This is a genomic window from Micromonospora sp. DT15, from assembly GCF_049841475.1.
Taxonomy (GTDB): Bacteria; Actinomycetota; Actinomycetes; order Mycobacteriales; family Micromonosporaceae; genus Micromonospora.
Map to the genome: position 1 here is coordinate 300,577 of NZ_JBNCKJ010000004.1, position 16,402 is coordinate 316,978.

The window sequence follows — 16,402 nt, forward strand, 5'->3', positions numbered from 1 at the left end:
ACGGGCGGCTCGGGTGGGCGTCGGGCGGGCCGCCTAGACTCGCAAGGGTGCTGAATCGGATCGACCTGCGCGACGGTCTCGGTGACCCGCGCCGTCTGCTGCCCCGTGCCCAGCTCGACGTGTCCGTCGCCGTCGAGCGCATCCGTCCTCTGGTGGAGGCGGTCCGTGAGCATGGGTACCCGGCGATCCGGGAAGCGAGCGAACGGTTCGACGGCATCTCCCCGGAGGTGCTGCGGGTGCCGGTCGAGGCGATCACCGAGGCGGAGGGGGTGCTCGACCCGGCGGTGCGTGCCGCGCTGCTGGAGTCCATCGCCCGGGCCCGCCGGGTGCACGCCGACCAGCGGCGCACCGATCACGTCACCCAGGTGGTGCCCGGCGGCACTGTCACCGAGAGGTGGCTGCCGGTCGACCGGGTCGGCCTCTACGTGCCCGGTGGCCTGGCGATGTACCCGTCGACGGTGGTGATGAACGTGGTGCCCGCCCAGGCGGCCGGGGTGCGCTCGCTGGTGGTGGTCAGCCCGCCGCAGAAGGACAACGGCGGCCTGCCCGATCCCCGGGTGCTCGCCGCGTGCGCGCTGCTCGGCGTCGACGAGGTGTACGCCGTGGGCGGGGCCCAGGCGGTGGCGATGCTGGCGTACGGCGCGGCGGTGGACCCGGCCGGTGAGCTGCGGTGCGACCCCGTCGACCTGATCACCGGCCCCGGCAACATCTGGGTGACCGCCGCCAAGCGGCTGCTGCGCGGCGTGGTCGGCATCGACGCCGAGGCCGGGCCGACCGAGATCGCCATCCTGGCCGACGACACCGCCGACCCGGCGCACGTGGCCGCCGACCTGATCAGTCAGGCCGAGCACGACCCGCTCGCCGCGAGCGTGCTGGTCACCCCGTCGGTGGCGCTGGTCGAGGCGGTCGAGGCGGAGCTGGCCCGGCAGGTGCCGGCGACCAAGCACACCGAGCGGGTCACCACGGCGCTGACCGGTGAGCAGAGCGGCGTGGTCCTGGTCGACGACCTTGAGGCCGGGCTGCGGGTGGTCGACGCGTACGCGGCCGAGCACCTGGAGATCCAGACGGTCGACGCCCGGGAGTGGGCGCTGCGGGTCCGCAACGCCGGGGCGATCTTCGTGGGCGCCTGGTCGCCGGTGTCGCTCGGCGACTACTGCGCCGGCTCCAACCACGTGCTGCCCACCGGCGGCTGCGCCCGGCACTCCTCCGGCCTGTCCGTGCAGTCCTTCCTGCGCGGTGTGCACCTGATCGAGTACACCGAGGCCGCGCTGCGCGACGTGGCCCCGCACGTGGTCACCCTCGCGAACGTGGAGGACCTGCCCGCGCACGGCCAGGCGGTCCAGGCCCGCTTCCCGGGAGGGTCGGCGTGACCAGTCTGGACGACCTTCCGATCCGCGACGACCTGCGGGGGCTGTCGCCGTACGGGGCGCCGCAGTTGGACGTGCCGGTGCGGCTCAACACCAACGAGAACTCCCACCCGGTTCCGGAGCCGGTGGTCGAGGCGATCGGTAAGGCGCTCGCGGCCGAGCTGCGCGAGCTGAACCGCTACCCGGACCGGGACGCGGTGGCGCTCCGCGCCGACCTGGCCGACTATCTCGGGCACGGGCTCACCGTGGAGCAGGTGTGGGCGGCCAACGGCTCCAACGAGATCCAGCAGCAGCTGCTCCAGGCGTTCGGGGGGCCGGGGCGCACCGCGCTCGGCTTCGTTCCGGCGTACTCGATGCACCCGCTGCTGGCCCTCGGCACCGGCACCCGGTGGGTGCCCGCCGCGCGCGGCGTCGACTTCGGGTTGACCGCCGAGGAGGCGGTCGCCCAGGTCCGGGAGCACCAGCCGGACGTGGTCTTCCTCTGCTCGCCGAACAACCCCACCGGCACCGCACTGGACCCGGCGGTGATCGCCGCGGTGCTCGACGTCGCGCCCGGCATGGTGGTCGTGGACGAGGCGTACGCCGAGTTCGCCCGTCCCGGGACGGTCAGCGCCCTCGCGGTGCTGCCCGGCCACCCGCGGCTGGTGGTCACCCGGACGATGAGCAAGGCGTTCGGCTTCGCCGGTGGCCGGCTGGGTTACCTGGCCGCCGACCCGGCGGTGGTGCGGGCGGTGCAGCTCGTCCGTCTGCCGTACCATCTCTCCGCGCTCACCCAGGCCGCCGCACGCGCGGCGGTGGCGCACCGCGACGCCCTTCTCGGTACGGTGAGCGCGATCATGGCGCAGCGGGACCGGATCGTGGCGACGCTGCGCGAGCGGGGGTTGCGGGTCGCCGACAGCGACGCCAACTTCGTGCTCTTCGAGGTGGGCGGCGACCAGACCGTCGTCTGGAACGCCCTGCTGGCACAGGGGGTGCTGGTTCGTGACGTCGGCCTGCCCGGCTGGCTGCGGGTGACCGCCGGCACCGCCGCCGAGACCGACGCCTTCCTTTCTGCAATGGAGACTTCGCAATGAGTCGGACCGCCCGGGTGGAACGGATCACCAAGGAGACCAAGGTCCTCGTCGAGATCGATCTCGACGGCACCGGTGCCGCCGAGATCAGCACCGGCGTCGGCTTCTACGACCACATGCTGCACCAGATCGCCCGGCACGGCGGCTTCGACCTGACCGTGCGCACGGTGGGTGACCTGGAGATCGACGCGCACCACACGATCGAGGACACCGCGTTGGCGCTGGGTGCCGCGTTCGACCAGGCGCTGGGCGACAAGGCCGGCATTCGGCGGTACGGCTCGGCCACGGTGCCGATGGACGAGGTGCTGGTCCGGGCCGCCGTGGACCTCTCCGGTCGGCCGTACGTGGTGCACGACGAGCCGGTGCTCGCCCCGTACATCGGGCCGGTGTACGCGACCAGCATGACCCGGCACATCTGGGAGTCCTTCGGTCAGGCGGCCCGGGTCACGCTGCACGTCGACGTGCTGCGGGCGGCCCGTCCGGGTGGTCACCCGGACGCGCACCACGTGGTGGAGGCGCAGTTCAAGGCGGTCTCCCGCGCGTTGCGCGAGGCCACCTCGATCGACCCGCGTTCCGCCGGAGCGATCCCGAGCACGAAGGGCGCGCTCTGATGAGCGCGAGGAGTGCAGCGCAGCGGAGCCCCGCAGTCGCGAATGGAAGGTGGCTCTGATGAGCGCGAGGAGTGCAGCGCAGCGGAGCCCCGCAGTCGCGAATCGAAGGTGGCTCTGATGAGCGCGAGGAGTGCAGCGCAGCGGAGCCCCGCAGTCGCGAATGGAAGGGGGCTCTGATGGGCGCCGCGTTGCCGACGTTGCTGCTGATCCTGGCCGGGGTTCTGGTGGGCGGCACCTGGTCGCTCTACCGGCAGGGCGCGCCGAAGGCCGCCGTGCTGATCACCGCGGGGCTCGCGGTGCTCGCCACTGTCGCCGGCGTGCTGCGGCTGCTGCCGGAGAACGGGTGATCGGGGTGACGACATGAGTGACGTGGTGGTGCTCGACTACGGCTCGGGCAACCTGCGCTCGGCGGAGCGGGCGTTGGCCGCCGCCGGAGCGGACGTCCGGGTGACCGACGACCTGGCCGCGGCGGCTGCCGCCGACGGTCTGGTGGTGCCGGGTGTGGGCGCGTACGCGGCGTGCATGGCGGGGATCGAGGCGCTGGGCGCCGGTCCGGTGATCGCCGAACGGGTGGCTGCCGGCCGGCCGGTGCTCGGCATCTGCGTGGGCATGCAGGTGCTCTTCGAGCACGGTGACGAGCATGGCGTGGTGACCAAGGGGCTGGGGCTGCTGCCCGGCGGGGTGACCCGGTTGGCCGCCGCCCGGTTGCCGCACATGGGCTGGAACACGGTTCGGGCTCCGCGGGAGTCGGTGCTGTTCGCCGGGTTGCCGGAGCAGAGCCGGTTCTACTTCGTCCACTCGTACGCGATGGGCGACCCGGCGGCGTTGGTCGCTGCCGGTGCCACTGTGACCACCGCCCACCACGACACGGATTTCGTCGCGGCGGTGGAGCGTGGCTCGTTGTCGGCGGCCCAGTTCCACCCGGAGAAGTCCGCCGACACCGGTGCCGCGCTGCTGCGCAACTGGCTCGCCACGTTGCCCAGCGGTGACTGAGCGCCGTCGCGCGGTGCCCGAGCAACGGGCGTCGCGGTGAGCCGGGAGCGCGCCCGCCGACGGGCGGAGCGGGAGGCGGAGCAGGCCCGGGAACGGGCGGTCCGGCAGCGTCAGGTCGCCCGCCGGCAACGCCGTCGCGCGGTGGTCCGCAGTTTGACGCCGCGGCTGCGGCGGGGTCGCTCCGGCCGGCTGGCCCGGCACACTAGGGGTGAGCGGGCCGCGATCGTGCTGCTCACCGGCGCGGCGTTGCTCCTGATCTGGACGTTTGTCGACAACCTGGCGTTGCGTATCGCGCTGATCGCGCTCTTGCTGCTCGTACTGCCGGCGATCGTGGTGATCGCCCTGGACCGTCGTACCTGATCGAGGAGAAGACCTTGAGCCTCACCCTGTTACCCGCCGTGGATGTCGCTGACGGCCGGGCCGTCCGGCTCGTGCAGGGCGCCGTCGGAAGCGAGAGCATCTACGGCGACCCGTTGGACGCGGCGCTGGCCTGGCAGCAGGACGGCGCGGAGTGGATTCACCTGGTCGACCTGGACGCGGCGTTCGGTCGGGGCACCAACGCGCACCTGCTCGCGGAGGTGGTGCGCCAGTTGGACGTGAAGGTGGAGCTCTCCGGGGGCATCCGTGATGACGAGTCGCTGCGCGCGGCGCTGGGCACCGGAGCGGCCCGGGTGAACATCGGGACCGCCGCCCTGGAGGACCCGGTCTGGTGTGACCGGGTGGTCGCGGAGTACGGCGACCGGGTGGCCATCGGGCTGGACGTGCGGGGCAACACCCTGTCGGCGCGGGGTTGGACCCGCGACGGTGGTGACCTGTACGAGGTGCTGGAGCGGTTGGACAAGGCGGGCGCGAGTCGGTACGTGGTGACCGACATCACCAAGGACGGCACGATGCGCGGGCCGAACCTGGATCTGCTGCGCGAGGTGTGTGCCCGTACGGACCGGCCGGTGATCGCCTCGGGTGGGGTGTCCACCCTGGACGACCTGCGGGCGTTGGCGAGCCTGGAGTCGGCCGGGGTGGAGGGCGTGATCGCGGGCAAGGCGCTCTACGCGGGTGCCTTCACTGTGGCCGAGGCGTTGCGGACGCTGGCCGAGGCATGACGACGACGCGGCTGGGGTCGGGCGGCCCGTGGGAGCAGCGCTACGGGTACTCCCGGGTGGTCCGGGCCGGTGAGTGGGCCTGGACGGCCGGTTGCACGGCGACTGTGGACGGCCGGGTCGTGCACGTCGGTGACCCGGCCGCGCAGATGGCGCAGGCGCTGCGGATCGGGCTGGCGGCGCTCGCCGAGGTGGGTGCGGAGCCGGGGGACGTGGTTCGGACCCGGATGTACGTGACGGACCGGCTGCACGCCGACGAGGTGGGCCGGGCGCACAACGCTGTCTTCGGCGCGGTCCGGCCGGCCGCCACCCTTGTGGTGGTGGCCGGTCTGCTGGACCCGGAGCACCTGGTCGAGGTGGAGTTGGAGGCGTACCTCGGCGATCGCTGAGGTGACCGCCCTCGCGGCCCGCCGGGTGATCCCGCAGGCCGATAAGTTGTGCACAACTTAATTGTGGGCTACGGTTCAGTGGTGACGGATGACCTGGTGCTGCGCCGGCAGGTGTGCTTCGCGCTCTACGCCGCGTCGCGCGCACTGACCGACGTCTACCGGCCGATCCTCGACGAGGTCGGGTTGACCTACCCGCAGTACCTGGTGCTGCTGGTGCTCTGGGAGCGTCCCGACGACGCCCCGACGGTGTCCGAGTTGGGCGCCGAGCTGCGGCTGGACTCCGGCACGCTCTCCCCGCTGCTCAAGCGGCTGGAGGGGGCGGGCCTGGTGGTGCGGCGGCGGTCGGCCCGCGACGAGCGGCGGGTCGAGGTGGGCCTCACCGAGCAGGGCCGGGCGCTGCGCGAGCGGGTCTGCGATGTCCCGCTGCGGATCGCGCAGGCCACCGGGCTGGGCTTCGGCGAGCTCGTCGCGCTGCGCGACACCCTCACCCGGGTAACCGACACCATCCACCGACAGAAGGAGCAGTGACCACCATGCAGGTTGTCTACACCGCGTCCGCGACCGCCACCGGCGACGGCCGGGACGGCCACGTCGAGACCTCCGACGGCACGTTCGCACTCGACCTGGCAGTGCCGAAGGAGATGGGCGGCGCGGGTGGCGCGGCCAACCCCGAGCAGCTCTTCGCCGCCGGTTACGCGGCCTGCTTCCACAGCGCGCTGCGGCTGGTGGCCCGCCGGGCCAAGGCCGACGTGACCGGTTCCGTGGTCGGCGCCGAGGTGGGCATCGGCCCGAACGGCAGCGGCGGCTTCGGGCTCACCGTGCAGCTCGTCGTCGACCTGCCCGCCGCGCCCCGCGAGGTCGCCGAGCAGATCGTCGAGCAGGCCCACCAGGTCTGCCCGTACTCCAACGCCACCCGTGGCAACGTCGACGTCACCCTCACCGTCCGCGAGACCCTGGCCGCGTGACCTCGCGGCCCCAGGCCCCCATCCGCGGACGAGAGGACGACCACCCCGTGACCAGCAACCGCGAGATCCACCTGGCCAGTCGCCCCCAGGGCTGGCCCACCGAAGACACCTTCCGGCTCGTCGAGACCGAGGTGCCGACGCCCGGACCGGGCCAGATCGTGGTCCGCAACCAGTACATGTCCGTCGACCCGTACATGCGCGGACGGATGAACGACGTCAAATCGTACGTGCCGCCGTTCGCGCTCGACGCTCCGCTCGACGGTGCCGCGATCGGTGAGGTGGTGGCCAGCGAGGCGGCCGACGTCGCCGTCGGGACCACAGTCCTGCACGGGCTGGGCTGGCGGGAGTACGCGCTGCTCGACGCCGCAGCGGCCCGCCCCGTCGACCCGAGCATCGCCCCGGTCAGCGCGTACCTGAGCGTGCTCGGCATGATCGGTTTGACCGCGTACGCCGGGCTGCTGGAGGTGGCCGCGATGAAGCCCGGCGAGACGGTCTTCGTCTCCGCCGCGGCCGGCGCGGTGGGCAGCCTGGTCGGCCAGATCGCCAAACTCAAGGGCGCCGGCCGGGTGATCGGCAGTGCCGGCTCGCCGGCCAAGGTCGAACGGCTGCGGGCGCTGGGCTTCGACGCCGCCTTCGACTACCACGACGGGGTCCGCGAGTCGCTGCGGGCGGCAGCCCCGGACGGTGTCGACGTCTACTTCGACAACGTCGGCGGCGACCACCTGGAGGCCGCCATCTCGGTCATGAACCTGCACGGTCGGGCCGCCATCTGCGGCATGATCTCGCAGTACAACGCCACCGAACCGTCGGCCGCGCCGCGCAACCTGGCGCTGGTCATCGGCAAGCGGCTCACCCTGCGCGGCTTCCTGGTCAACGACCACAACGACGTGCGGGCGGCGTTCGTGCGCGACGTCTCGGGCTGGCTGCGCGACGGCACGCTGTCCTACGACGAGACGATCGTGGACGGCATCGAGAACGCCCCGTCGGCGTTCCTCGGCCTGCTGCGCGGCGACAACCTCGGCAAGATGCTCGTTCGCGTGTGACGCAGACCTCTCTCGCGGCGGTCGACCCGATCGGGTCGACCGCCGTGCCGCGTGCGGAGGATAGGCTCGCGGCATGACGGTGGCGGTACGGGTGATCCCCTGTCTCGACGTGGACGCCGGGCGGGTGGTCAAGGGGGTCAACTTCCTCGACCTGCGTGACGCCGGCGACCCGGTGGAGCTGGCCGCCGCGTACGACCGGGCCGGCGCGGACGAGTTGACCTTCCTCGACGTCACGGCGTCCTCCAGCGACCGGGGCACCATGCTCGACGTGGTGCGCCGCACCGCCGAGTCGGTGTTCATCCCGCTGACCGTCGGCGGCGGCGTCCGGCAGGTCGCCGACGTGGACACGCTGCTTCGCGCCGGTGCGGACAAGGTCGGCGTGAACACCGCCGCCATCGCCCGTCCGGAGCTGCTCGCCGAGATCGCCGACCGGTTCGGCAGGCAGGTGCTCGTGCTCTCCCTCGACGTGCGGCGGTCGCCGAACGGCGGCACGCCCAGCGGCTTCGAGGTCACCACCCACGGGGGTCGGCGTGGCACCGGCATCGACGCCGTGTGGTGGGCGCACCGGGGCGCCGAGTTGGGCGCGGGGGAGATCCTGCTCAACTCGATGGACGCCGACGGCACCAAGGCGGGCTTCGACCTGGAACTGATCGCCGCGGTGCGCGCGGTGGTGGACGTGCCGGTGGTGGCCAGCGGGGGCGCCGGTGAGGTGGCCCACTTTCCGCCGGCGATCGGCGCCGGCGCGGACGCGGTGCTCGCCGCCAGCGTCTTCCACTTCGGAGAGCTGACCGTCGCCGAGGTCAAGGACGCGCTGCGCCTCGGCGGCCACCCGGTGCGCTGAGCAGCTCAGCGCTCGCCGGAGTGCCCCTCCGGTGACCGACGCGGGGTGGGAATCGAACGGACCGCGTACTCCTGGACGGCGGCCGCGTGGTCGGCCTCGTCCAGGATCCAGTCCGCGCTGCCGGGCGCGTGCCGGCGGGTCAACACACCCTGCACGGTGTCCACTGTGGTCGCCACACCCGCACGCGGGCGGGTACGCCACAGCTGCTCACCCTCGGCGGTGATCCGGAACCAGCCGTCGGCGACGCTGACCAGCCCGGCGCCGACCAGCCGCTGGACCGCGGCCTCCACCTCGTGTCGCTGCGGAATCGCATGGTTGAGGTGGTCGGCTGTGGAGAGCACGTCGGTCAGGCGGACGCCCTCCGGCCGCCGGCTTGTCGCCGACCGACGGTGCCGTCCGGCGCCGCTCGCGATGACGAGCGACACGAAGATCCAGGCGTCGTTCCAGCGCCAACCGTTCTCCCCCATGCACAGATGATGACGGCGCGCGTCGCGGAAGGGAACACCCACCCACGAACCGGTGCGCGGTACCACCCCCACGTACCGGTTCGCGAACGGTCGGTGAGGTTCAGCCGGCCGGGGCAGCCGGCGCGGAGTTGCCCGGCGGGGGCGCGGCAGTGTCCGGTGCGGCGGCCTCCGGCACGGCGAACAGCGGGATGAAGAACTGGGCCAACGGACCGATGGCCAGTGCGTACGCGACGGTCCCCAGACCGACGGTGCCGCCGAGCAGCCAGCCCAGCGCCAGCACTGTGACCTCGATGACGGTGCGCACCAGTCGGATCGACAGGCCGGGTCGGCGGGCCACGTACCCGGTCATCAGACCGTCGCGGGGGCCGGGCCCCAACCGGGCGCCGAGGTAGAGAGCGGTGGCGGCGCCGTTGGCGACGATCCCGCTGACCAGCATCGCGATCCGGACGCCGAGCGGCCCGCCCGCGGGCAGCAGGACCAGTGTGGCGTCCACGACCAGGCCGATCACCACGACGTTGCTGACCGTGCCGAGGCCGGGGCGCTGCCGCAGCGGGATCCAGAGCAGCAGGACCAGCGCACCGACGGCGATGGTGACAGTGCCGAAGGAGAGCCCGGTCCGCTTGGAGAGCCCCTGATGGAACACGTCCCACGGGTCGAGGCCCAGGCCGGAGCGGATCATCAGGGCCATGCTGACGCCGTAGACAATGAGCCCGAGGTAGAGCTGGACCAACCGTCGAACCGGCCGGTGTCGCAGATTGCCAAGCAGTGCCATGCGTGCCACCCTAGGTGCCAATCCTCGTCGAGGAAGATGCCAATATTCGAGGAGTGGCTATGACCGGGCAGGTGCGCGGCGTCCAATTGGCCCGTCTGCTCGGGCAGTGGCATGCCCTGCCGGGCCGCCGCCGCAGCCCCGACTACGCCGCGCTGGCCGGCTCGGTGCGCGGGCTCCTCGCCGACGGCCGGCTGCCGCTGGGCGTCCGCCTCCCGGCCGAACGGGAGCTGGCCGAGGCGCTGCGGATCAGCCGGACCACGGTGACCGCCGCCTACCGGCAGCTACGCGAGACCGGGCACCTGGCCAGCCGGCGGGGCGCCGGCAGTTGGACGATGCTGCCCGGCAACCACCGGGTGGCCAGCACCGGCCTGTGGACCCCGCTGGACGACCGGGAGATGCTCGACCTCGGCGTCGCCGCGCTGGCCGCACCGCCGCAACTACTCTCGGCCGCGCGGGCCGCAGCCGAGGACCTGCCCCGCTACCTGAGCGGGGCCGGTTACCACCCGACCGGCGTCATCGAGCTGCGCGAGGCGGTGGCCGACGCGTACACCGCCCGGGGTCTGCCCACCTCGCCCGACCAGATCATGGTCACCAGCGGCACCCAGCACGCACTGGATCTGGTGCTGCGGCTCGCCCTGACCCCGGGCGGCACCGTGCTGGTCGAGTCCCCGACCTACCCCAACGCCCTCGCCGCTCTGGCCGGCCGTCGGGCCCGGATCAGCACCCACGGGCTGGCCGCCGACGCAGGCTGGGAGCCCGACCTGCTGCTGGGCACTCTCCGACAGACCCGGCCCAAGCTCGCCTACCTGATTCCCGAGTTCCAGAACCCGACGGGGCACCTGATGCCCGCCTCGCTGCGCGAGCGCGTGGTGGCCGCCGCGCACGCTGTCGGCACCGATCTGATCATCGACGAGTCCTTCGTGGACCTGTCGATGGACGGCACCGAGGTGCCACCCCCGGTCGCCACCTACGACCGGCACAGTCGGGTGATCAGCATCGGCGGGATGAGCAAGCCCTACTGGGGTGGCCTGCGGATCGGCTGGGTGCGCGCGTCCGCGCCGCAGGTGCAGCGGCTGGCCGCCGTGCGGGTCGGGGTCGACATGGCCAGCCCGGTGTTGGACCAACTGGTCGCGGTGCACCTGCTCGCCCACGCCGAGGCCATCGTCGCCGACCGTCGCGTCCAGTTGGCCGTCCAGCGGGACGCCCTGCTCGGCGCGCTGGCGCACCAACTGCCGGAGTGGCGGGTCACCGTGCCACGGGGTGGCGTGACGCTGTGGGCCGAGTTGGACGGCCCGGTCTCGAGCGCGTTGGCCCGGGCCGCGGAGGAGGTCGGCGTACGGCTGGCCCCTGGCCCCCGGTTCGGGCTGGACGGCACCCTGGAGCGCTTCCTGCGGCTGCCCTTTACCCTGCCCGCCGCGGACCTCGTGGAGGCCGTCGGGCGTCTCGCGGCGATCCGCTACGACCTGGACCGGGCCGGCCGCCAGCGGTGGCGCGAGCCGTCTGTCATCGCCTGAGCCAGCGCCGAACCACCAGCGGCATCCGCTGGCACCATTATGCCGGGAATGCGTCTTCCGCCCCAGCTCGGCTGCCAGACTCCCCTGGTGGGCCAGGACAGCGGGACACGCGGGGTCCGCCGCAGTGCGCCGGGCTCGCGGGCGACCCCGCTGGAACTCTTCTACGACCTGGTCTTCGTCTTCGCGTTCCTGCACGTCACCACGGCCACCGCCGGCAATCCGACCGCCCGTGGCCTGGTCCAGTGCCTGGTGCTGCTGGCCCTGCTCTGGTGGTGCTGGTCGGCGTTCGCCGTGCTGGGCAACCTGATCCGTACCGACCAGGGGATCGTCCCGGCGGTCGGCTTCGTCACCATCGCCGCCGCCTTCGTGCTGGCGCTGAGTCTGCCGAAGGCGTTCGTCGACCGTCCCGGTGGGCTGTTCGGTCCGCTGGTCTTCGCGACCTGCTACTTCCTCGTCCGTGTGAGCGAGAGTGTGATCTTCCTGTGGATCGGCCGCCGGAACCGCGACGTGCGTCGACGCTGGCAGCTGCTCGCCCTGCCGGCGGTCGTGGCCACGGCCCTCATCGTGGTCGCCGGGCTGCTGCCGCAGCGGCTCTTCGACGGAACAGCCGAGTCGGTGGCCCGCCTGCTGTGCTGGCTCGCGGCCCTCGGCGTGGAGTACGGGGCCGGCCTCGCGCTGCGGGGCACCGGGTGGACAGTGCTCTCCGCCGGGCACTGGGCGGAGCGGCACGGTCAGATCGTCCTGATCGCTCTCGGTGAGGCCATCATCGCACTCGGGTTCAGTCCCAGCGAAACAGCTGGTCTACCGCTGACCTGGCCGGTGCTGATCGCCGCGGTGCTCGGCATCGCGGTGGCCGCCGCGATGTGGTGGGCGTACTTCGACACCCTGGCGCTCGGCATGGAACAGACCCTGCACCGCACCCGCGACCCGGACGCGCGCGCCATCCTGGCCCGGAACGCCTACAGCTACCTGCACCTGCCGGTCATCGCCGGCGTCATCCTGTTCGCGCTCGGGCTCAAGGGGCTGATCCACGAAGGCGCCGATCCCACCACACCGAGCTGGGGCGTTCCGCTGCCGAGCTTCGACCTGCTGGCGCTCTACGGTGGGGTCGCGCTCTACCTGCTCGCGCTCATCGTGCTCGGCCGGCGGATGCTCGGCGCCCCCCGCTGGCCCACGATCGGCGGGATCCTGCTGCTGATTGCGCTGGTGCCGGCTGCCGGGTCGCTACCCGAGCTGATCGCCTTGGCCATGTTGGCCCTCGCCGCGGCGGTGGCGGTGGCGGCGCAGACGGTTGTCGACTCCCGGCGCCGGGCCGGGGTCCGGCAGATGGCGTTCGAGGAGCAGCTCGCCGCGGAGGAGGAGCACACGAGGTGGCGGGGTCACCACCTGTGAGGGTCCCGTGCCGGCTTCCTCGCCGGCACGGGACCCTCGGTCGGCTCAGAGTTCGGCGAGGGTGCCGGCGTACATCTTGTCGATCTCGGTGGCGAAGTTGCTCTCCACCCCACGCCGCTTGATCTTCAACGACGGGGTGATCTCGCCGTCCTCGATCGTCAGGTCGCGCGGGAGGATGGCCACCTTCTTGATGGTCTCCCAGCGGTTGAGCTTGGAGTTGAGCTGGGCGACGTACTCCTCGACCATCGTCTGGGCCTCAGCCGACGCGACGATCTCGGTGTAGCTGCGCCCCTCCAGCGGGCCGCCGGCGACCCAGCCCCGGATGGCGTCCGGGTCCAGGGTGACGAGCATCGTGCAGAAGTTGCGGGCCTGACCCACAACGACTGCCTGCGAGGTGTACGGGCAGATGGCCTTGAACATGCCCTCGATGTGCGACGGGGCGATGTACTTGCCGCCCGAGGTCTTGACCAGGTCCTTCTTGCGGTCGGTGATGCGGAGGTAGCCCTGCTCGTCCAGGGTGCCGATGTCACCGGTACGGAAGAAGCCGTCCTCGGTGAACGAGGCGGCGGTCTCCTCCGGCAGGTTGTGGTAGCCGCGCATCACCGGCCGACCCCGCACCAGGATCTCCCCGTCGGTGTCGATCTTGCACTCCAGGTCGCCCATGGCCCGGCCCACGGTGCCGATCCGCAGCCCGGCCGGCGGGTTGACGAAGTTGCCCGCGCTGGTCTCGGTCAGGCCGTAGCCCTCGGAGATCGGCAGGTTCGCGGCGGCGAAGAAGGTGGCGATCTCCGGGCTGAGCGGCGCGGCACCGGACACCAGCACCCGCATCCGGCCGCCCAGACGGGCCTGGAGCTTGCTGAACACCAGCTTCTCGGCCAGCCCGTAGCGCACCTTCAACCCGGCCGGCACCGGCTTGCCGGCCTGCTCCAGGGCGATCTTCTCCTTGCCGACGCCGACGGCCCAGCCGAAGATCTTCGCCTTCGCGCCGCCGGCGCCCTGCGCGGTGGTCACTGCCTTGTTGTAGACCTTCTCGAACACCCGGGGAGCGCCGCACATCAGCGTCGGGCGGATGACCGAGAGAAGCTCGACCAGCTTGTCCACCCGCCCGTCGACGTAGGTAGGCAGGCCGACGTGGATGGCGCCGCAGAGCAGGGTCTTGCCGAACGAGTGGGCCAGCGGCAGCCACAGGTACTGCAGGTCGTCGTCGCGCAGCAGCCCGACCTCCGCCTGCGCCACCGCCTCCCAGCACCAGCCGCCGTGCAGCAGCTCGACGCCCTTGGGCTGGCCGGTGGTGCCGGAGGTGTAGATCAAGGTGGCCAGGTGGTCCGGGCCGATGCCGGCCACCAGCATGTCGATCAGCTCCGGCTCGGCGGCCAGCGCCTGGGTGCCGCGCTCCTCCAGGTCGGCGAGCGTCAACTGCGCGACAGCGGCGTCCGGGTCGGCGGCGCCGTCGAGAAGCACCACGTGGGTGAGCGCGGGCAGGGTCGCCCCGGCGATCTTCGCCGCCTGGGCCGGGTTCTCCGCGAACAGCACCTTCGACCCGGAGTCGGCGATGATGTACGTCGCGTCGGCCGGCTCGGTGGTCGGGTAGACGGTGGTGGTCGCGCCGCCGGCACACATGATGCCGAGGTCGGCGATCACCCACTCCAGCCGGGTGTTGGCGAGGATCGCGACCGGGTCCTCCTGGCCGACGCCCAGGCCGTGCAGGCCGGCGGCGACCGCCTTGGCGCGCTGACCGACCTGAGCCCAGGTCAGCCAGGCAGGCCCCGAGTCGTCGGGGTTCGGGGACGCGAACGCGTGCCGGTCGGGGGTGGCCGCCACACGCTTGAGGAACATGTCCGGGATGGAGCGGTACGGTACATCGAGAGCCATCGCTGTAGCCGCCTTCGGGGGTGGTGGCGTGACGGTCGTCACGTCATGATGGTTACCGAACAGTATTGCCTGTCACCGTGCATCGGCTAGCCCTGGTGATCGTCCGGCCGGCCCATCTCACCAACCGGTACGGCCGATCAGGCGTACCGGGCAGCCACCACTGACCAGTCGTAGGTGGCCCGGACCCAGTTGCGCCGAGCGGCCAGGGCGTCGCGGATCCCGTCGTCGTCGGTGGTCCGCAGCGCCTCCTCCGCGTCCAGATACGTCGCCAAGCCCTGGTTGAACCGGTGTGCCGCACTCCGAAGCGCCGTCACCTCGTCCGCGTCGCTGCCCTGGGCGAGCACCGTGACGAGGTTGTGCGCGTCCGGGCCGGCCTGGCTCTCCTTGCCGTAGGAGAAGAGGTCGTTGCACCAGCAGACCAGGTCCACCGCCAGCAGGTCCAGGGCAACCAGCCCCGGGTTGGCGCGCTGGGTCGGCCCGGTGGGCCGCGTCGACGCCAGGTCGGTCAGGGTGAGGCAGGGATGCACGCCCCCGATGTGCCGGCGTAGCTGCACGTATTCCGCCACCTCGGGTACCCGCCCACGCTCCCGGTTGCCCGCCTCCCAGAGCAGCGCCAACAGGTACTCGCGCATCTGGCTGACGAACCGCAGCAGCAGCCCGGCGTGATCGTACAGTCGGGTCCGGCGGCAGAGGTCGTGCAGCGCGTCACCCAGTGGCCCGACGGCGGGCGGTGCGACGTACGGGTCACCACACCGGTCCAGCACGTCGAGCAGTGTGCTGATCGCCGGCCCCAGCCGGACCGGGTCGGCACCGAGGCCGTCCTCGTCGCAGGCGTCGTCCATGACGAAGAGCCAGCTGATCAGGTCAGTGAGCAGCCGCAGGCCCTCCACCGAGCCGTCCAGGCAGGCGCGGCCGGCCAGTCCGGCGGCGTCGGCCCGTTCCAGGCGGTGCGCCCGTTGGCTGGAATCGACCAGCCCGAACGTGCGCGCCCAGTCGATGCTCTCGCCCGCTACCTGGTCGGTGGCCCCGTGGCGTCCCGTGGGAAACGGGGGCTCCCGTAGCGCCGAGATCGCGAAGTCCCGCACAGTGAGCCCCCACTCCGTGCCGCCCGGCGCGGAGCGGCGCGGTGAAGCGTACGGGAGGAAGTATCTGCATGTTTCGCTGGGTGTGGGAAACTCCACACTCGCTTGGTGACCGTTTACGTACAGGCAGTCACCTTCCCAGGTCGGCGGACCGCAGTCGCCGAGCCGCCTCCGCCGAGCCGTTCAGCTGGACCCGGGCCACCCGTTGTCGGCCGGAGAAGAACAGCACCAGCTCGGCCGGGGCCCCGACCAGGCGCAGTGGCTCCCCACCGCGACCGAGGGAGACCTCCCCGTGGCCGGGCGCCTGCACGTAGAGGTCCGCCGGAAAACGCCGCAGTGCCAGCCGGGCCATCGGGGCCGCGCGTTTCCAGAGAGCGCCCTGTAGGCCGGTGGACAGATCGCGCGGCTGCCACCCGGAGCCAGCCCGCCGCACGTCCTCGTGATGGATGAAGAACTCCATCGTGTTGGCCACCTCGTCGGTCAGCGGATTGCTGACCGGGCTCCACAGCGGCGGTCGGCGCACCTGTGCCACCAGCTCGGGGTAGGGCCGTGCGGCGAGTCGTCGACGGACCCGCTCGGAATAGCCGCGCAGCGGCGGCAGCACGATGCCACCCGCCGCGTCCGGACGGCGCTCCCGCAGCACCAGATGCGCGGCGAGGTCGCGGGTCGCCCAGCCCTCGTTGACAGTAGGGGCGTCCGGCCCGAGGGCCAGTAGAAGATCGGCCAGCGCCTCGCGCTCGGCTCGGGCGTACCGCGGCATGGCCCGATCGTAGGCCCGGTGGACCGTCGGCGCGCGGCGGCGGACGCCGGTCGGCACCTGCGGCACGCCGCCGTCCGGTACGTGATGGTCGACATATGCAGTCAGGGTCGGCGGCACTGGCCCCAAGCGGTAAGGATGAGGGAGATAATTGCGGCTTACGGCGGGGG

The 16,402-nt window shown here is 72.2% G+C and carries 19 protein-coding genes; 14 read left to right on the forward strand and 5 right to left on the reverse strand.

Annotation, left to right across the window (positions count from 1 at the left end):
* Positions 1 to 47: 47 nt before the first annotated feature.
* From hisD to hisF, 12 genes are all read left to right on the forward strand, one after another.
* The gene (hisD, locus tag ACLQ3F_RS11620) at positions 48 to 1,370 is read left to right on the forward strand and encodes a histidinol dehydrogenase (protein WP_357259618.1); all 1,323 of its coding nucleotides are present in this window, start codon (positions 48 to 50) and stop codon (positions 1,368 to 1,370) included.
* Positions 1,367 to 2,440: a histidinol-phosphate transaminase gene (locus ACLQ3F_RS11625; RefSeq protein WP_355007658.1), complete on the forward strand. Its 1,074-nt coding sequence runs from the start codon at positions 1,367 to 1,369 to the stop codon at positions 2,438 to 2,440. Before hisD ends, ACLQ3F_RS11625 begins: the two co-directional genes overlap by 4 nt.
* A complete protein-coding gene (gene hisB, locus ACLQ3F_RS11630; protein ID WP_030334475.1) occupies positions 2,437 to 3,048 on the forward strand; it encodes an imidazoleglycerol-phosphate dehydratase HisB in 612 nt (203 codons plus the stop codon). The genes ACLQ3F_RS11625 and hisB overlap by 4 nt, the downstream gene beginning before the upstream one ends.
* A 176-nt stretch (positions 3,049 to 3,224) precedes the next feature.
* Entirely contained in the window at positions 3,225 to 3,395 is a 171-nt protein-coding gene (locus tag ACLQ3F_RS11635) for a hypothetical protein (protein WP_198041444.1), read from the forward strand.
* Between the two features lie 13 nt (positions 3,396 to 3,408).
* Positions 3,409 to 4,041, forward strand: a complete 633-nt coding sequence (gene hisH, locus ACLQ3F_RS11640; RefSeq protein WP_357202529.1) for an imidazole glycerol phosphate synthase subunit HisH — start codon at positions 3,409 to 3,411, stop codon at positions 4,039 to 4,041.
* Between the two features lie 36 nt (positions 4,042 to 4,077).
* The gene (locus ACLQ3F_RS11645; protein ID WP_355007656.1) at positions 4,078 to 4,401 is read left to right on the forward strand and encodes a hypothetical protein; all 324 of its coding nucleotides are present in this window, start codon (positions 4,078 to 4,080) and stop codon (positions 4,399 to 4,401) included.
* A 14-nt stretch (positions 4,402 to 4,415) separates the two neighbouring features.
* Positions 4,416 to 5,141 (forward strand): bifunctional 1-(5-phosphoribosyl)-5-((5-phosphoribosylamino)methylideneamino)imidazole-4-carboxamide isomerase/phosphoribosylanthranilate isomerase PriA, encoded by a 726-nt coding sequence (gene priA, locus ACLQ3F_RS11650; protein WP_425848545.1) that lies wholly within the window; start codon positions 4,416 to 4,418, stop codon positions 5,139 to 5,141.
* Positions 5,138 to 5,527 carry a RidA family protein gene (locus ACLQ3F_RS11655; RefSeq protein ID WP_357202523.1) on the forward strand — a complete coding sequence of 130 codons (390 nt, stop codon included), beginning with the start codon at positions 5,138 to 5,140 and terminating at the stop codon, positions 5,525 to 5,527. The genes priA and ACLQ3F_RS11655 overlap by 4 nt, the downstream gene beginning before the upstream one ends.
* A gap of 81 nt (positions 5,528 to 5,608) precedes the next feature.
* Positions 5,609 to 6,055, forward strand: a complete 447-nt coding sequence (locus ACLQ3F_RS11660; RefSeq protein WP_396793984.1) for a MarR family winged helix-turn-helix transcriptional regulator — start codon at positions 5,609 to 5,611, stop codon at positions 6,053 to 6,055.
* A gap of 5 nt (positions 6,056 to 6,060) precedes the next feature.
* Positions 6,061 to 6,492 (forward strand): organic hydroperoxide resistance protein, encoded by a 432-nt coding sequence (locus tag ACLQ3F_RS11665; protein WP_355007798.1) that lies wholly within the window; start codon positions 6,061 to 6,063, stop codon positions 6,490 to 6,492.
* A gap of 47 nt (positions 6,493 to 6,539) precedes the next feature.
* Complete coding sequence (locus ACLQ3F_RS11670) at positions 6,540 to 7,535, forward strand: NADP-dependent oxidoreductase (protein WP_425848547.1); 996 nt, start codon at positions 6,540 to 6,542, stop codon at positions 7,533 to 7,535.
* Between the two features lie 73 nt (positions 7,536 to 7,608).
* The gene (hisF, locus tag ACLQ3F_RS11675) at positions 7,609 to 8,376 is read left to right on the forward strand and encodes an imidazole glycerol phosphate synthase subunit HisF (protein WP_357196935.1); all 768 of its coding nucleotides are present in this window, start codon (positions 7,609 to 7,611) and stop codon (positions 8,374 to 8,376) included.
* Positions 8,377 to 8,381: 5 nt separating this feature from the next.
* Here hisF and ACLQ3F_RS11680 read toward each other — a convergent pair whose 3' ends face one another.
* Both ACLQ3F_RS11680 and ACLQ3F_RS11685 read right to left on the reverse strand, forming a co-directional pair.
* Positions 8,382 to 8,843, reverse strand: coding sequence for a hypothetical protein (locus ACLQ3F_RS11680; RefSeq protein ID WP_357196937.1), 462 nt, complete (start codon positions 8,841 to 8,843; stop codon positions 8,382 to 8,384).
* Positions 8,844 to 8,943: 100 nt separating this feature from the next.
* Positions 8,944 to 9,615: a YczE/YyaS/YitT family protein gene (locus tag ACLQ3F_RS11685; protein ID WP_355007650.1), complete on the reverse strand. Its 672-nt coding sequence runs from the start codon at positions 9,613 to 9,615 to the stop codon at positions 8,944 to 8,946.
* Positions 9,616 to 9,674: 59 nt separating this feature from the next.
* On the opposite strand from ACLQ3F_RS11685, the gene ACLQ3F_RS11690 reads away from it, so the two are divergent.
* Positions 9,675 to 11,129 carry a PLP-dependent aminotransferase family protein gene (locus ACLQ3F_RS11690; RefSeq protein ID WP_425848551.1) on the forward strand — a complete coding sequence of 485 codons (1,455 nt, stop codon included), beginning with the start codon at positions 9,675 to 9,677 and terminating at the stop codon, positions 11,127 to 11,129.
* Between the two features lie 48 nt (positions 11,130 to 11,177).
* Positions 11,178 to 12,521, forward strand: a complete 1,344-nt coding sequence (locus tag ACLQ3F_RS11695) for a low temperature requirement protein A (RefSeq protein WP_425848553.1) — start codon at positions 11,178 to 11,180, stop codon at positions 12,519 to 12,521.
* A gap of 45 nt (positions 12,522 to 12,566) precedes the next feature.
* On the opposite strand, the gene ACLQ3F_RS11700 is transcribed toward ACLQ3F_RS11695, so the two are convergent.
* From ACLQ3F_RS11700 to ACLQ3F_RS11710, 3 genes are all read right to left on the reverse strand, one after another.
* Positions 12,567 to 14,393 (reverse strand): AMP-dependent synthetase/ligase, encoded by a 1,827-nt coding sequence (locus ACLQ3F_RS11700; RefSeq protein WP_357196949.1) that lies wholly within the window; start codon positions 14,391 to 14,393, stop codon positions 12,567 to 12,569.
* Between the two features lie 137 nt (positions 14,394 to 14,530).
* On the reverse strand, positions 14,531 to 15,478 hold the full coding sequence (locus ACLQ3F_RS11705; RefSeq protein ID WP_425848556.1) for a terpene synthase family protein: 948 nt from the start codon (positions 15,476 to 15,478) through the stop codon (positions 14,531 to 14,533).
* A gap of 127 nt (positions 15,479 to 15,605) precedes the next feature.
* Entirely contained in the window at positions 15,606 to 16,235 is a 630-nt protein-coding gene (locus ACLQ3F_RS11710; RefSeq protein WP_425848558.1) for a TIGR03085 family metal-binding protein, read from the reverse strand.
* Positions 16,236 to 16,402 lie beyond the last annotated feature (167 nt).